The sequence below is a fragment of the Nocardioides sp. genome, assembly GCF_030655615.1.
In the GTDB taxonomy this organism is placed as follows: domain Bacteria; phylum Actinomycetota; class Actinomycetes; order Propionibacteriales; family Nocardioidaceae; genus Nocardioides.
This window is the reverse complement of record NZ_JAURVJ010000217.1, coordinates 20,613-33,956: the sequence shown is the minus strand read 5'-3', so window position 1 is coordinate 33,956 and position 13,344 is coordinate 20,613. Positions and strand designations below refer to the sequence as shown.

Genomic DNA, 13,344 nt, shown 5'->3' with positions numbered 1-13,344 from the left:
CTCCCCGCCTCCGGTGGCGGAGCCGGCCCCGCCGCGGCCCGCCCCCGTGCCGGTCCCCGTGGCCACGGCGCCCCGGCGTCCCGAGCCCGCGGCGCTCCCCCCGGCCGACAACCCGCCCCGGACCGGCCTGTGGATCGTGCTCGGCCTGCTCGTGGTGGCCCTGCTGGTGGCCGGGTTCTTCCTCGTCCAGGACTCGCTCTTCCCCGACTCGCCGGAGCGCACGCCGGTCCCCGACACCATCGGCATGACCGAGCAGCAGGCCCGGACCGCCATCGGGCAGGCCGGCCTGACCGTGCGCGAGCCGGTCACCCTCGTCAACAGCGACACCGTCGCGGCCGGCGACGTCATCGACCAGGATCCCCAGGGCGACGACTTCGTCGACCCCGGCAGCGAGATCACGCTCACCGTCTCGATCGGCCGCGAGGAGGTCGAGGTGCCCGACGTGACGGGCAAGTCCGTCAAGGACGCCGTCGCCCGCCTCCAGGCCGCCGGCTTCACGACGATCCGCAAGACCGAGGACGAGAGCGACCGACCCGCGCGCGAGGTGCTCACCCAGAGCCCCGCCGGCGGCGAGATGGTCGCCAAGGACACCGCGATCACCATCACCTACTCCGACGGCCCGGAGAAGGTGCCCACCCTCGTCGGCCGCGACGTCGACGTGGCGACCCAGCTGATCGAGGCGGCGGGGTTCGTGGCCGACGTCCGTGACGGCGAGGAGACCTCGGTGCGCGCCGACGCGGGCAAGGTCACCGACCAGGCCCAGGCGCCCGACACGACGCTGCCCGAGGGCAGCGTGGTGACGATCTTCGTCACCGTCTACGTCGAGCCCACCAGCCCGCCGACCACCGAGCCCCCCACCACCCCACCGACGACGCTGCCGACCGATCCCACGTCGCCGACGGTGCCGACTCCCTAGGGTCCTGCTAGCCGCGGAGGGGGCGGGCCTGGTCGATGTCGAGCAGCCCTGCGTAGGCCGGCGCCTCGACCCGGTCCAGCTCCTCGAGCTCCCAGCCGACCCCGACCTCCGGGCGGTCGGCGTCGGCCCGGAAGCCGCTGACGTCGCTGTCGGCGTCGAGGGCGTCGACGAGGTCGGCCGGGTCGCCCACGGCCTGGATCGTGTAGGGAGCCGGGTAGGGCACGCCCTGGAGCTGCACGGCGCTGCCGGTGCACTTGATGCCGGTGGTCGTGACGATGCGCTGGCCCTGGATCGTCACGGCGCGCGCGCCGCCGGCCCACAGGGCGTTGACGACGGCCTGGATGTCCTGCTGGTGCACGACGAAGGGGAACAGGTTGAGGTCGGCGTCGGACCCGTCCTCGGACCCCTGGACCGCCGCCTCGAGGACGTCCTGGTCGGCGTCGGACATCACCACCGTCACGCCCGGCCCGGTGACCGCCATCAGCCCGGCGCGCCCCCGCAGCCGGTCGGCCCGGCGCTCCTCCCGGCGTACGCGGGCGTCGTCGACCTCGCCGGTCAGCCGATCGACCTCGGCCTTGAGCTCGGTCGACTCGGCCTGGAGGTCCTGGTAGGCCCGGGACTCGGCCTCGGTCAGGCTCGCCAGGTCGGTGTAGCGGCCCGGCCGGAGGTCGGTGCCCTCGCTGTTGGTCGCGCTGACGGCGAAGAGCGCGCCTGACAGCAGCACGACGAGCGGGGTGCCGACGCGCCAGCGGAGCCGTCGCCCGGGTGCGGGCTCGTTTCGGTCGCCAGGCGTCACCCGACTAAGGTATCCCGCGACTCATCGACCCAAAGGATTGCGAACCCGTGGCCAAGCTCAAGGCGAAGCAGCAGACCTTCAACCCCGACCGGGGGCCGGTCCTCAGCGTGCGCTTCGGGCTCGCCCTGCTGCTCATGGCGGCGGGCATCGCCTACATCGCGTTCTACTACATCGGCGTGCGTGCCCCCGAGGGCTTCAACGACCAGGGCGAGGCGTTCCCCGCCACCGGCCCCGGCTTCATGAAGGACCTCGGCGGCTGGAACTACCTGATCGGCTTCGGGGTCTTCTTCCTCGGCCTGGTCATCTCCGCCCACCCGTCGACCCCCCTCGGCCGCGGCCGCGGCGTGGTGGTCGGCATGCTCGGCTGCTTCCTGATCGGGCTGGCCTGGATCTGCACCTTCTACGCCATCTCCCAGGACACCTCGAAGGTCCCGGTCTTCAACGACCTCGACCAGAAGAACCTCGTCGTCGGCATCGCCTTCATGGCCGTCGGCTTCACGTTCGCCACGCGCTGGGAGTGAGCCGGGCCCGCTCGGGCGGTGCGTGAGCCACCGAGCCGGGGTGCGGTGGGTAGCCCGGAGCCGGGTGTGGGGTCGTGTGCCTGAGCACGGTCCCTGACCCACCCACAGGCACACGATCCTGGTCGTGCTGGCGACCCGGGGCGTGCGCACGACCCAGCGGCGCGCGGTCGCGTTTGCGTCGACCGCGTCCCCGTCGATGCCGATCGCGGTGAGCTGCCGGCGTGCGACCATCACGGCCTGGTCGGCGACCAGGCGTTCCGGAGACGCGTCGCGCTCGGTGCGACGAGCGGCCTCGAGCGCCCGGTCCGGCTCGGCGGTCTCCTCGGGTTCCATCGCGCACACGGTGCGCGAGACCGGTGCAGCGCGTGCCGGTCATCCACAGGCCCCGGGCCGACGCACCAGGGGCCTCACTCGACCCCGCCTCGGAGCCGGGGTCGTGTGCCCCGCAACGGTCCTGGGACCGTCGGCAGGCACACGACCCCACGCCCAGCCGTCAGAGTTATCCACAGGGTTATCCCCACCTGTTGAACGAATGACACCCGTGTAGTTATCCACCGCGTACTCCACAGCTGTGGACAACTCGGACCGGCTTCAGACCAGCACGGCCGACCTCAGCACGTCGGCCAGGGGCAGCAGGGCGACGACACCGAACAACGCCGACCACTGCACGGTCGCGCGCCGGACGCCGCGGGGGGCGTAGACGATGATCGCGGTCACCAGCGCACCGCCCACGAGTCCGCCGAGGTGGGCCTGCCAGGAGATGTTGGGGACGGCGAAGGTGATGACGACGTTGACGACCAGCAGGCCGCCGATCTGGCGCAGGTCGCCGCCGACCTTCTGGATCAGCACGCCGAGCGCGCCGAACAGGCCGTAGATCGCGCCGGAGGCGCCGAGGGAGTAGCTGTCGGACGAGGAGAGCCAGTACGCCGCCGCGGAGCCGGCGAGGCCGGCGACGAGGTAGACGGCGAGGAAGCGGGCCCGGCCCAGGACGGACTCGACCTGCGGGCCGAGGAAGAACAGCGCGAGCATGTTGCCGGCGATGTGCCACAGCTCGACGTGCATGAACGCGCTGGTGACGAGCTGCCAGTAGGCGCCGTCGGCGACGCCGGCGACCCAGCGCCCGTCGGCGCCGACCAGGGCGCACTGCGCCGCGCTGTCGGCGCGGTAGTAGGAGTCGGGGTCGCCCACCGACTCGCACAGACCGACCGGCAGCAGCGAGAGCCGGTAGATGAGGCGGCTCGACTGCCAGCCCGTCGCCACCACGGCGATCCACAGCGCGACGTTGATCCCGATGAGGACGTAGGACGTCAGCGCCGGGTTGGTCGAGCGGGCGCCGCCGTAGGGCGCGACCGCCTGGCGCGTGGTGCGCGCGCCCTCCTTGATGCAGGACGGGCACTGGAAGCCGACCGCGGCGTCGCGCATGCACTCGGTGCAGATCGGGCGTTCGCAGCGCTGGCAGCGGATGTTGGCCTCGCGCCCGGCATGCCGGTAGCAGACCGTCACGCCGGGAGCGGGGTCAGACATCGACAGGTCCTACTGCTCTCCGCCGACGATCTCGACGGACTCGACGATCACCGGGTCGACCGGACGGTCACCGGCGCCGGTCGGCGTGGTGCCGATCGCGTCGACCACCTCGCGGGACGCCTGGTCGGCGACCTCGCCGAAGATCGTGTGCTTGCGGTTGAGCCACGGCGTCGCGCCGACGGTGATGAAGAACTGCGAGCCGTTGGTGCCCGGGCCGGCGTTGGCCATCGCGAGCAGGTAGGGCTTGTCGAAGACGAGCTCCGGGTGGATCTCGTCCTTGAACGTGTAGCCCGGGCCGCCGGTGCCGGTGCCGAGCGGGCACCCGCCCTGGATCATGAAGCCCGAGATGACACGGTGGAAGCCGAGCCCGTCGTAGAACTTGCCGCTGCGCCCGTTGGGGGTCGAGTACGACTTCTCGCCGGTTGCGAGGCCGGTGAAGTTCTCCACGGTCTCGGGAGCGTGGTGGGGGAAGAGGGTGACGGTGATGTCGCCCCGGTTGGTCTTGAAGATGGCCTGCAGGTCAGCCATGACTGCCTCTCGCGTGGGTTCCGGTGAACGCTCCGATCCTGCCACGGTGTCCTCACCCGACCTGGGGTGGCTACTCGCCGCGGCCCCGTGGTTGGGTGGAGGTTCACGACCGTTCAGGCCGTCAGGCCCGGAAAGGGAGGTCCGCCATGGGACTCCGCAAGAAGAAGTCGCTGGTCGACCAGGCGATCGACCAGGCCAACGACTACGTCGACGCCCTCCGCCCGCACGTCGAGGCCGCCTACGGCTCGGCCAAGGACTTCGTCCAGGACACCGCCATCCCGGCGCTCCAGGACGCCAAGGACAAGGCCGGTCCGGCCCTCGCCGACGCCTACGACAAGGCGGGCCCGGCGCTGGCCGACGCCCGCGACAAGGTCGCCCCCGTCATCGCTGACGCCCGCGACAAGGCCGCACCGCTCGTCGCCAGCGGTGCCGCGCTCGCCGGGGAGAAGGCGTCCGCCGCCAAGACCCTCGCCGAGGCCAAGGTTGCCCAGGTCAAGGGCGAGGAGCCCAAGAAGCGCAGCAAGATCAAGACGCTCGTGCTGCTCGCTGCGGTCGCCGGCGGTGCGGCCGTCGTCGCCAAGAAGCTCCAGGGCGGCAAGAAGACCGACAACTGGCAGTCGTCCTACACGCCCACCCCGGCGCCCACCCCGGCCCCGACGGCGCCGGCCGCCGCGACCCCGGTCGACGACCCGGGCGGTGCCGGTCCCGACGAGGCGATCGCCGACGCGGCCGAGGCGCCGCACCCGGTCACGACGCCCGACGAGCCGGCCGAGGTCGTCGACGTCGACCCCGACGCCCCGCGCTGACCCAGATCCACGAGCACGTCCCCGAGCTCGCCGGTGCCTCTCAGGTGCCGGCGAGCTCTGGGTTTTCGTCGCGGACGCGGGCAGCGACCACGCGCTCGACGTAGAAGATGAGCAACGGCACCAGGCCGGCCACCAGCGCGAGGATCGTGAACTGGAGGGTCCAGCTCGCCCGCCGCGACAGCAGGAATGCGACGACGACGTAGACGATGAAGACGAAGCCGTGCACCGACCACAGGATGCTCAGGTCCTCGCCCAGGCGCTGCAGGCTGGTCCCGTCGGTGACGAGGTACTTGAGCGGCGCGGCGACGAACGAGCAGAACGCGAGCAGCACCCCGACGACGAGCGCCAGCACGCGGTAGACACCGAAGATGTTCACACCGACGACGCTACCGGGTCACCCACGGCCTGCTCGGCGAGGGCGTCGCGGACGAAGCGCCACCAGATGAAGGCCGCGAAGCCCGCGAACACCCACCACTCGAAGGCGTAGAGCAGGTTGCGCAGCGCGGTGAACCGCCCCGCGTCAGGCAGCTCCTCGAGGTCGGCGGCGGGCAGCCCGCCCACTCCCTCCTGCGCCACGGCGTAGGCGCTGTAGAGGTCGCCGTCGACGCGCTGGGCCAGGTCGGCGATCCGCAGCTGCGGGAAGACGTCGTCGGTCAGGTCGTCGTCGAGGGCCCCGGACCCCTCTCCCGGCTGCAGCCAGCCCACGAGGTCGACCGGGCCCTCGGGCGCCGCCGGTACGTCGTCCGCCGACGCGGTCCAGCCGCGCACCACGGCCACGGCGGAGTCGGCGACCTCCACCGGCGTGACGACCCAGAACCCCCGCTCCCCGTCGCGGAAGCGGTCCGAGACGAGGACGGTCGACCCGGGCAGCCAGGTCCCGGACAGCTCGACCGGCTGGCCGACCTGGTCGCCGGGGAACGGGTCGTCGGGGCCGAGCACGTCGGTCAGCGGGACCGGGTCACGCTGGGTCAGGTCGACGGCCTCGGCCGCGCGGCGCTCCTGCCAGGCGTCGTACTGCCAGACGCCGAGGCCGACCGCGATGCCGACGGCGACGATCGCCAACAGGTGGGCGCCGAGCATCCTCGGGGTCAGCATCAGGCGCACCCTGCCAGCGTACGGACCCGGGTTCTGCCACGATGCGTCGGTGATCCACCACCTCAACTGCGCCTCGTTCGCCCCCCGCCTGGTGGGCCCGATGGTCGCCCACGTGCTGCTGGTCGAGCGCCCCGACGGCCTGCTCCTCGTCGACAGCGGCTTCGGCACCGCCGACCTGGCCGACTCGATCCGGCTCGGCCGTGCGTTCAAGGCGGTGATGCGACCGGTGCTGCGGCCGGCGGAGACGGCGCTGGCCCAGGTCGAGGAGCTCGGCTTCCGCGCCGACGACGTCACCGACATCGTGCTGACCCACCTCGACCTCGACCACGCCGGTGGGGTCTCCGACTTCCCCGCGGCCACGGTCCACGTCTACGACGCCGAGCTCGACGCCGCCCGCCACCCCCAGGGGATGGAGCACGGCCGCTACCTCGAGGTGCAGTGGAAGGACGCCCGGTTCGCCACCCACCACGCGGAGGGCGACGACTGGTTCGGCTTCGAGTCGGTGACCGTGCTCGGCGACGACGTGCTGATGGTGCCGCTCCACGGACACAGCCGCGGGCACGCCCTGGTTGCGGTGCGTGACCCCGACGTCCCCGAGGGGTGGCAGCTGCACGCAGGCGACTCCTACTTCCACCGCGGCGACATGACCGACCCGCCGACCACGCCGCGGGTGCTCCGGGTGGTCCAGAAGGTGCTGGCCCAGGACGACGCCGTCCGCGTCGCCAACCAGGCCCGGTTGCGCGAGCTGGTCCAGGCGGGCCACCCCGAGCTGCGGATCTTCAGCGCCCACGACCCGGTCGAGCTCGAGGCGTTCGCCCCGACCGCGCCGGCCTGACCTCCGCCCCGGGGGTCAGCCGCCGCAGACCGCGAACGGCAGCTGCCGCTCGCGCGCCAGCCGCGCCGCCACGGGACCGTCGCCCAGCGTGAAGCCGATCCGGCCGTCCCGGGGGTCGGCCACCGGGTCGACGTAGCCGAGGCCGAACTCGGGGTCGGTCGCGGGCATCGTCTCGGCCAGCCTGGCCCGCTCGAAGACGTCGGTACGGGTCCCGCCGAGCCGGGCCGTGACCAGCCGGCCACCGAAGCCGAGCGAGAAGGGCCCGAGGGCGTCGAGCGCACCGAGGTCGGCCGCGGGGGTCGGGGCGAGGTCGTCGGCGAGGTCACCGCCGACGTCACCGCCGAAGGCCTCGTCGACGGCGAGGCAGTCGCTCGACACGTAGGTCGCCCCCGCCTTCGGACCGACCAGCGTGACGAGCGCGGGGTCGGCCGCCCAGCTCTCGGTCGGCTCGCGGGTCGCCCCCACGGCGGCGATCTGGACGGCCGGGACGACGACGGCGCCCGCGAGCGGTCCGCCGGTCGCGGCTGCCGCGCGCTGGACGCCGGCCATGTCGAGGTCGTCGCGGAACTTCACCACGAAGCCCTCCCCGGCCGGACCGGTGAAGTGCGCCTCCCAGGACACGTCGTCCTGGGTGAAGCCGTAGCGCTCGGTGCCCTGGTCGCGCAGCATCCCGGGGCTGAGCAGCGGCGCCTCGGCCTCGGCCTGCCTCCAGAACCTCCGGAGCACCGCCGGCTCCGACGCGCTGCTGAGGTCGCCGTAGCCGAGTGCCAGCCGGACCTGGTCGAAGTCGGTCACCTCGAGCACCGTCGCCTCGCCGGGGACGACGGCCAGCACCGCGGCCGCCGGCTCGAGCGCGGGGTCGTAGGCCGGCGCGTCCATCGCCGCCTCGGTGGTCGGTTCGACGACGACCGGGTCCGCGGGCTCGCTGCAGCCCGCCGCGACCGCGGCCACGGCGGCGAGCACGAGGAGGGAGCGGAACCTCATGCGGTCATCCAACCATCGAGTCCCAGCGGCCGCGGCCGCCCGGGGCGATGCGCGTCAACCGGCGCTGGCGAGCCCGGGCGGCAGCTCGGTGGGGAGCGCGCGCTCGATGGTCGTGGCCGCCTCGGCGAGGCGCTCGCCGAGGTAGGTGCCCGGCACCTCCCGGCGCGAGGCTCCCGAGCGGAAGGCGTTGCCGGCGTAGTAGGTCGGGCAGCCCGTGGCGGCCAGGGCGTCGAGCGACCCGACCGCCGCCCGGCGCTGGTGCGACAGGTGCGAGACGATCACCACCCCGGCCGGCGACGACGCGCGTACGGCGGCGACCACCACGTGCTGCGGCGTACGGGCCCCGAGGACCCGGCACCCGGTGCCCCGCGTCACGAGCAGGGCGCCCAGTGCCTCGATGCCGAGCGTGTGCACGTCGTGCGGGCCGGTGCCGAGCAGCACCCACCGGTCGGAGGCCGGCGGCGGGGCCAGGGTGGTCAGCTTGGCGAGCCACCCGCGCACGACCTCGGTGGTGAAGGTCTCCTGGTCGACGTCGCAGCGCCCGGTCTCCCACCAGGCCCCGATCTGGCGCATCGTCGGCAGCACCACGGCGTCCAGCGTCGCCGCCAGCCCGAGGGCCGCACGCGCCTCCTCCAGCACCGACCGGATGGCTGACGCGTCGTGCCGCTCCGACCCGGCCAGGAGGCCCTCGACCCGGGACCGGGTGCCGCTCTGCTCGTCGAGGAGGACCCGCACCCGCCGGGCCGCCTCCGCGGGGGTCCGCCCGCTCGCGACCTCGTCGCGCATCATCCCCAGCTCGTGCAGGGCGGCCTCGGTGTAGCGCCGGTGGCCCCCGGGGCTCCGCAGCGTCACCGGCAGGCCGTAGCGCAGCTCCCACGACCGCAGCGTCGGCGCGGGCACGCCGAGGAACGCGTTCGCCTCATGGATCTGCAGTCCCGCGCCGACGTCGGGTGGGGTGCTCCCGGGCGCGCCTCGACTCGGTGGTGCCGTCACGTGGACCACCCTCGATCGCCGGCGCGGCCCTGGCGGTCGGGCCTGCTCGCGCAAGGTAGCACCGGCAGCGCAGGGGCAGTGCATAAGTTCGGCGCTGTCGGCCCGACCCGCGGTGCCCGACCCTGGTCTCGACCCCTCGTGCGCAAACAAGTCGGACGAGCTCTTCCGGACGGTCCCCGAAGCCGTCCGTCGGACAGACAGAGAGCCCGCCGTGACCTGCACCCGCGTGACCAGCATCCAGTCCCGTCGCCCGCCGCACCCCGGCAACCTCACCGACCGCGAGCACCAGGTCGTCGCCCTCATCGCCCGCGGTTGCTCCAACCACGAGATCGCCGGCCAGCTCTACCTGTCGATCAACTCGGTCAAGACCTACATCCGGTCGGCGTACCGCAAGATCGGCGTCACCCGGCGCACCCAGGCCGTCATCTGGGCCATCGCCCACGACGTGAATGAGAACGGCGCCGACCAGGCGACCGGCTGACCCGACAGTCCTGCACGGTGGTGGAGCCTAGGGGACTCGAACCCCTAACCCCCTGCTTGCAAAGCAGGTGCGCTACCAATTGCGCCAAGGCCCCCGGATGGAGCGGAGCGGCTCAGTGCGCCTTGGTGACCGCGTCGGTCGCCTCGGCCCACAGGGCCTGCTCGGTACGACCCTCGGAGATCTTCTTCCGGGCGACGACCGCACCAGCGGCCGCGAGGGCGAGCAGCAGGATCTTCTTCATGGTCGCCTCCAGGGCGTCGTACGGGTGGGCCTAACAGGACTTGAACCTGTGACCTCTTCCTTATCAGGGAAGCGCTCTAACCGTCTGAGCTATAGGCCCGTACCGCGGATCAGGCGGGCGGAAGGACGATATCCCACCCCGGGAGCACCCTCCCAATCGGTATCGAATCCTCAGTTGTCCTCGGCGAGGGTGACCTCGACGCCGCCGAGGAGCGCGGCCGACATGTTGTAGAGGAACGCGCCCAGGGTGGCGATGGCGGTGATCAGGACGACGTCGACGGCGGCGACCAGCATCGTGAAACCGAGGACGCGGTCGGTGCCGACGTAGTCCTCGATGTCGAAGTCGGCGGTGCCGGGCTCGTCGATGACCTCCTTGACGGTGTCGTTGATCGAGTCCCACACGCCGGCGGCCCCGATGACCTCCCAGATCATCGCGACGGCGACGACCGTGACGATGCCGAAGGCGATGGAGAGCAGGAACGACGTCTTCATCACCGACCAGGGGTCGATGCGGGTCAGTCGGAGGCGGGCGCGGCGCGGGCCGCGCGGTCGGGGCTTCTTGGACGGCGCGGTCGCGGGGACGACGGTGCCGTCGCTGCTGGCGCCGGCGTCCTTGCCCTTGGGCTCCTTGCCTTCCCTGTCGGACGAGGTGGCGGCGACGAGCTTGGCCTGGATGCGCTCGGCGAGCCCGACCCGGACCGCGGTGTCACCGGGGCCGGCGGGCTGCCCGGTGGTGGGCTCAGCCGCCGGGCTCGCGCCGGGGCTCGTCGCGGGTGCGGCGGGGGTGACCGGGGCCTTGGCCGGCTCGGTCCCCCGGTCGTGGGCGGGCTGGGGCGGGCGCCCCTGCGGCGGGGTGCGGGGTGGTGCCGGTGGCTGGGCCGGCGGTGCGGGCCGATCGCTCATCAGGCTTCATCCTCACCCGGGTCGGGGGCGTCCGTGCTGGACGTCTCGTCGGCGATTGTGTCATCCGCTACCACATCCGCCGAAACTTCGGCGTCATCGACACCCTCGGCGACACCCTCTGCGGGGACCACGTCGGCGTCGGTCTCGGGCTCGTCGCCGATGCCCTCCTCCTCGACGATCTTGGCCTCGACCGAACGCGCGACGACGCCCACGGAGTCACCCTTCTTGGGCGTGACGAACTTGACGCCCTGGGTCGAGCGACCGGTCGGTCGGAAGTCGGCGTTGATGGGGCTGCGCACGACCTGGCCACCGACGGTGATCGACATGACCTCGTCGCCGTCCTCGACGATGAACGCGCCGACCAGGCCGCCGCGGTCCTCGTTGGTGAGGGTCATCGCGCGGACGCCCTTGGTGCCGCGGTTGGTCAGGCGGTACTCGTTGATGCGCGAGCGCTTGGCGTAGCCGCCGTCGGTCATCGTGAAGACGTACTGCACCTTGACGTCGTCGCTCTCGTCGGCGTCCTCGGCGGCCGCCTCCTCGGCTCGGATCACCGACATCGACAGCACCGAGTCGCTGTCGGCGGTGGCCATGCCCGTGACGCCGGAGGTGGCGCGGCCCATCGGGCGCAGCTGGCCGTCGTCGGCCTTGAAGCGCACGGCCTGGCCGCGTCGCGACACCAGCAGGATCTCGTCCTCGGGCCCGACCAGCTCGGCGCCGATCAGCTCGTCGTCGTCCTCGCGGAAGTTGATGGCGATGACGCCGGCCTGGCGCGGGGAGTTGTAGTCGCCGAGGCGTGTCTTCTTGACCAGCCCGGCGCGGGTGGCCAGCACGAGGTAGGGCATCTGGTCGTAGTCGCGGATCGCCAACACCTGGGCGATGGACTCGTCGGGCTGGAAGCTGAGCAGTCCCGCCACGTGACCGCCCTTGGCGTCGCGCGACGCCTCGGGGAGGTTGTAGGCCTTCGTGCGGTAGACCCGGCCGGCCGTGGTGAAGAACAGCAGCCAGTGGTGGTTGGTGGTGGCGATGAAGTGCTCGACCACGTCGTCGCCGCGCAGGGTCGCGCCGCGCACGCCCTTGCCGCCGCGCTTCTGGGTGCGGTACTGGTGGCGCAGCGTCCGCTTGGCGTAGCCGCCGCGGGTGATGGAGACGACGAGCTCCTCGTCGGGGATGAGGTCCTCCATCGACAGGTCGCCGTCGGCCGCGATGATCTGGCTGCGGCGGTCGTTGCCGTACTTGTCCACGATCTCGGTGAGCTCGTCGGACACGATCTGCCGCTGGCGGGCCTCGTTGGCGAGGATGTCCTCGAGGTCGGCGATCTCGAGCTCGATGGCCGCGAGGTCGTCGATGATCTTCTGGCGCTGCAGGGCCGCGAGGCGGCGCAGCTGCATGTCGAGGATCGCGGTGGCCTGCAGCTCGTCGACCTCGAGCAGCTGCATCAGGCCCTCGCGGGCCTCGTCGACGTCGGGCGAGCGACGGATGAGCGCGATGACCTCGTCGAGGGCGTCGAGCGCCTTGACCAGGCCGCGCAGGATGTGGGCGCGGCGCTCGGCGTCGGCGAGGCGGTAGCGGGTGCGCCGCTGGATGACCTCGATCTGGTGGGCGACCCAGTTGCTGATGAACTGGTCGATCGACAGCGTGCGGGGCACGCCGTCGACGAGGGCGAGCATGTTGGCGCTGAAGTTGGTCTGCAGCTCGGTGTGCTTGAGCAGGTTGTTGAGCACGACCCGCGCGACGCCGTCGCGCTTGAGGACGATGACCAGCCGCTGGCCGGTGCGGTCGGAGGTGTCGTCGCGCACGTCGGCGATGCCCTGGACCTTGCCCGAGTCGGCGAGCTCGGCGATCTTGAGCGCCAGGTTGTCGGGGTTGACCATGTAGGGCAGCTCGGTGATGACCAGGCAGGTACGGCCGCGGTTGTCCTCGTCGACCTCGATGACCGCGCGCTGGGTGATCGAGCCGCGGCCGGTGCGGTAGGCCTGCTCGATGCCCTGGCGGCCCACGATGAGGGCGCCGTTGGGGAAGTCGGGACCCTTGATGCGCTCGATGAGCGCGTCCTGCAGCTCCTCGCGGCCGGCGTCGGGGTGCTCGAGCGCCCACCTGGCGCCGTCGGCGACCTCACGCAGGTTGTGCGGCGGGATGCTGGTGGCCATGCCCACGGCGATGCCGGCCGAGCCGTTGACCAGCAGGTTGGGGAACCGCGCCGGCAGCACGACGGGCTCCTCGGAGCGACCGTCGTAGTTGGGCTGGAAGTCGACGGTGTCCTCGTTGATGTCGCGGACCATCTCGAGGGCCAGCGGCGCCATCCGGCACTCGGTGTAACGCATGGCCGCCGCGGAGTCGTTGCCCGGCGAGGCGAAGTTGCCCTGGCCGTGCACGAGCGGGGCGCGCATCACCCATGGCTGCGCGAGCCGGACGAGGGTGTCGTAGATCGCGGTGTCGCCGTGGGGGTGGTACTGACCCATGACGTCGCCGACGACGCGCGAGCACTTGGAGTAGCCGCGGTCGGGACGGTAGCCGCCGTCGTACATCGCGTAGAGCACGCGGCGGTGCACCGGCTTGAGGCCGTCGCGGACGTCGGGGAGGGCCCGGCCCACGATGACGGCCATCGCGTAGTCGATGTAGGCGCGCTGCATCGAGGTCTGCAGCTCGACCGGCTCGATCCGGCCCCCGGGAGGGGTGCCGCCGTCGGTGGGGGTCTGGGTCATGAGTTCAATACCTTCCGGGA

Annotated in this window: 15 protein-coding genes and 2 tRNA genes; 5 read left to right on the top strand and 12 right to left on the bottom strand. The window is 72.3% G+C overall.

Going from position 1 to position 13,344, the window contains the following annotated elements; all coding sequences use genetic code 11:
* A partial coding sequence (locus Q7T52_RS19235) for a PASTA domain-containing protein (RefSeq protein ID WP_304805165.1) occupies positions 1 to 916 on the top strand: 916 nt, incomplete at its 5' end.
* 7 nt (positions 917 to 923) lie between these two features.
* Here the strand turns inward: Q7T52_RS19235 and Q7T52_RS19230 are convergent.
* Positions 924 to 1,712, bottom strand: a complete 789-nt coding sequence (locus Q7T52_RS19230; RefSeq protein WP_304805164.1) for a DUF881 domain-containing protein — start codon at positions 1,710 to 1,712, stop codon at positions 924 to 926.
* A gap of 47 nt (positions 1,713 to 1,759) precedes the next feature.
* Between Q7T52_RS19230 and Q7T52_RS19225 the strand changes: the two genes are divergently transcribed.
* On the top strand, positions 1,760 to 2,233 hold the full coding sequence (locus Q7T52_RS19225; RefSeq protein WP_304805163.1) for a cell division protein CrgA: 474 nt from the start codon (positions 1,760 to 1,762) through the stop codon (positions 2,231 to 2,233).
* A gap of 591 nt (positions 2,234 to 2,824) precedes the next feature.
* Here Q7T52_RS19225 and Q7T52_RS19220 read toward each other — a convergent pair.
* Both Q7T52_RS19220 and Q7T52_RS19215 read right to left on the bottom strand, forming a co-directional pair.
* Positions 2,825 to 3,757, bottom strand: coding sequence for a rhomboid family intramembrane serine protease (locus Q7T52_RS19220; protein ID WP_304805162.1), 933 nt, complete (start codon positions 3,755 to 3,757; stop codon positions 2,825 to 2,827).
* A gap of 9 nt (positions 3,758 to 3,766) precedes the next feature.
* Positions 3,767 to 4,285: a peptidylprolyl isomerase gene (locus Q7T52_RS19215; RefSeq protein WP_304805161.1), complete on the bottom strand. Its 519-nt coding sequence runs from the start codon at positions 4,283 to 4,285 to the stop codon at positions 3,767 to 3,769.
* A gap of 146 nt (positions 4,286 to 4,431) precedes the next feature.
* On the opposite strand from Q7T52_RS19215, the gene Q7T52_RS19210 reads away from it, so the two are divergent.
* Positions 4,432 to 5,091 (top strand): hypothetical protein, encoded by a 660-nt coding sequence (locus Q7T52_RS19210; RefSeq protein WP_304805160.1) that lies wholly within the window; start codon positions 4,432 to 4,434, stop codon positions 5,089 to 5,091.
* A gap of 40 nt (positions 5,092 to 5,131) precedes the next feature.
* Here the strand turns inward: Q7T52_RS19210 and Q7T52_RS19205 are convergent, their stop codons facing one another.
* Both Q7T52_RS19205 and Q7T52_RS19200 read right to left on the bottom strand, forming a co-directional pair.
* Positions 5,132 to 5,467 (bottom strand): DUF3817 domain-containing protein, encoded by a 336-nt coding sequence (locus Q7T52_RS19205; protein WP_304805159.1) that lies wholly within the window; start codon positions 5,465 to 5,467, stop codon positions 5,132 to 5,134.
* Positions 5,464 to 6,186: an SURF1 family protein gene (locus Q7T52_RS19200; RefSeq protein ID WP_304805158.1), complete on the bottom strand. Its 723-nt coding sequence runs from the start codon at positions 6,184 to 6,186 to the stop codon at positions 5,464 to 5,466. Before Q7T52_RS19200 ends, Q7T52_RS19205 begins: the two co-directional genes overlap by 4 nt.
* A gap of 49 nt (positions 6,187 to 6,235) precedes the next feature.
* Between Q7T52_RS19200 and Q7T52_RS19195 the strand changes: the two genes are divergently transcribed.
* Positions 6,236 to 7,021, top strand: a complete 786-nt coding sequence (locus Q7T52_RS19195; protein WP_304805157.1) for an MBL fold metallo-hydrolase — start codon at positions 6,236 to 6,238, stop codon at positions 7,019 to 7,021.
* A 15-nt stretch (positions 7,022 to 7,036) separates the two neighbouring features.
* Here Q7T52_RS19195 and Q7T52_RS19190 read toward each other — a convergent pair whose 3' ends face one another.
* Together Q7T52_RS19190 and Q7T52_RS19185 are read right to left on the bottom strand one after the other, a co-directional pair.
* On the bottom strand, positions 7,037 to 8,005 hold the full coding sequence (locus Q7T52_RS19190) for a hypothetical protein (RefSeq protein ID WP_304805156.1): 969 nt from the start codon (positions 8,003 to 8,005) through the stop codon (positions 7,037 to 7,039).
* A 54-nt stretch (positions 8,006 to 8,059) separates the two neighbouring features.
* On the bottom strand, positions 8,060 to 8,998 hold the full coding sequence (locus Q7T52_RS19185) for a B12-binding domain-containing protein (protein WP_304805155.1): 939 nt from the start codon (positions 8,996 to 8,998) through the stop codon (positions 8,060 to 8,062).
* 211 nt (positions 8,999 to 9,209) lie between these two features.
* Between Q7T52_RS19185 and Q7T52_RS19180 the strand changes: the two genes are divergently transcribed.
* Entirely contained in the window at positions 9,210 to 9,479 is a 270-nt protein-coding gene (locus tag Q7T52_RS19180) for a response regulator transcription factor (RefSeq protein ID WP_304805154.1), read from the top strand.
* Between the two features lie 18 nt (positions 9,480 to 9,497).
* On the opposite strand, the gene Q7T52_RS19175 is transcribed toward Q7T52_RS19180, so the two are convergent.
* The 5 genes from Q7T52_RS19175 to gyrA form a co-directional block, all read right to left on the bottom strand.
* Positions 9,498 to 9,573: transfer RNA gene (locus tag Q7T52_RS19175), tRNA-Ala, on the bottom strand.
* Positions 9,574 to 9,591: 18 nt separating this feature from the next.
* Positions 9,592 to 9,720: a DLW-39 family protein gene (locus tag Q7T52_RS19170; protein ID WP_304805153.1), complete on the bottom strand. Its 129-nt coding sequence runs from the start codon at positions 9,718 to 9,720 to the stop codon at positions 9,592 to 9,594.
* Between the two features lie 25 nt (positions 9,721 to 9,745).
* Positions 9,746 to 9,819 (bottom strand) — tRNA-Ile (locus tag Q7T52_RS19165).
* A gap of 71 nt (positions 9,820 to 9,890) precedes the next feature.
* Positions 9,891 to 10,622, bottom strand: coding sequence for a DUF3566 domain-containing protein (locus tag Q7T52_RS19160; RefSeq protein WP_304805152.1), 732 nt, complete (start codon positions 10,620 to 10,622; stop codon positions 9,891 to 9,893).
* The gene (gene gyrA / locus Q7T52_RS19155; protein WP_304805151.1) at positions 10,622 to 13,324 is read right to left on the bottom strand and encodes a DNA gyrase subunit A; all 2,703 of its coding nucleotides are present in this window, start codon (positions 13,322 to 13,324) and stop codon (positions 10,622 to 10,624) included. Before gyrA ends, Q7T52_RS19160 begins: the two co-directional genes overlap by 1 nt.
* Positions 13,325 to 13,344: the final 20 nt, after the last annotated feature.

Coding starts and splice junctions, on each gene's coding strand:
- Q7T52_RS19220 (WP_304805162.1), bottom strand. CDS start 3,757: ATGTCTGACCCCGCTCCCGGCGTGACGGTCTGCTACCGGCATGCCGGG.
- Q7T52_RS19215 (WP_304805161.1), bottom strand. CDS start 4,285: ATGGCTGACCTGCAGGCCATCTTCAAGACCAACCGGGGCGACATCACC.
- Q7T52_RS19210 (WP_304805160.1), top strand. CDS start 4,432: ATGGGACTCCGCAAGAAGAAGTCGCTGGTCGACCAGGCGATCGACCAG.
- Q7T52_RS19200 (WP_304805158.1), bottom strand. CDS start 6,186: ATGCTGACCCCGAGGATGCTCGGCGCCCACCTGTTGGCGATCGTCGCC.
- Q7T52_RS19190 (WP_304805156.1), bottom strand. CDS start 8,005: ATGAGGTTCCGCTCCCTCCTCGTGCTCGCCGCCGTGGCCGCGGTCGCG.
- Q7T52_RS19170 (WP_304805153.1), bottom strand. CDS start 9,720: ATGAAGAAGATCCTGCTGCTCGCCCTCGCGGCCGCTGGTGCGGTCGTC.
- Q7T52_RS19160 (WP_304805152.1), bottom strand. CDS start 10,622: ATGAGCGATCGGCCCGCACCGCCGGCCCAGCCACCGGCACCACCCCGC.
- gyrA (WP_304805151.1), bottom strand. CDS start 13,324: ATGACCCAGACCCCCACCGACGGCGGCACCCCTCCCGGGGGCCGGATC.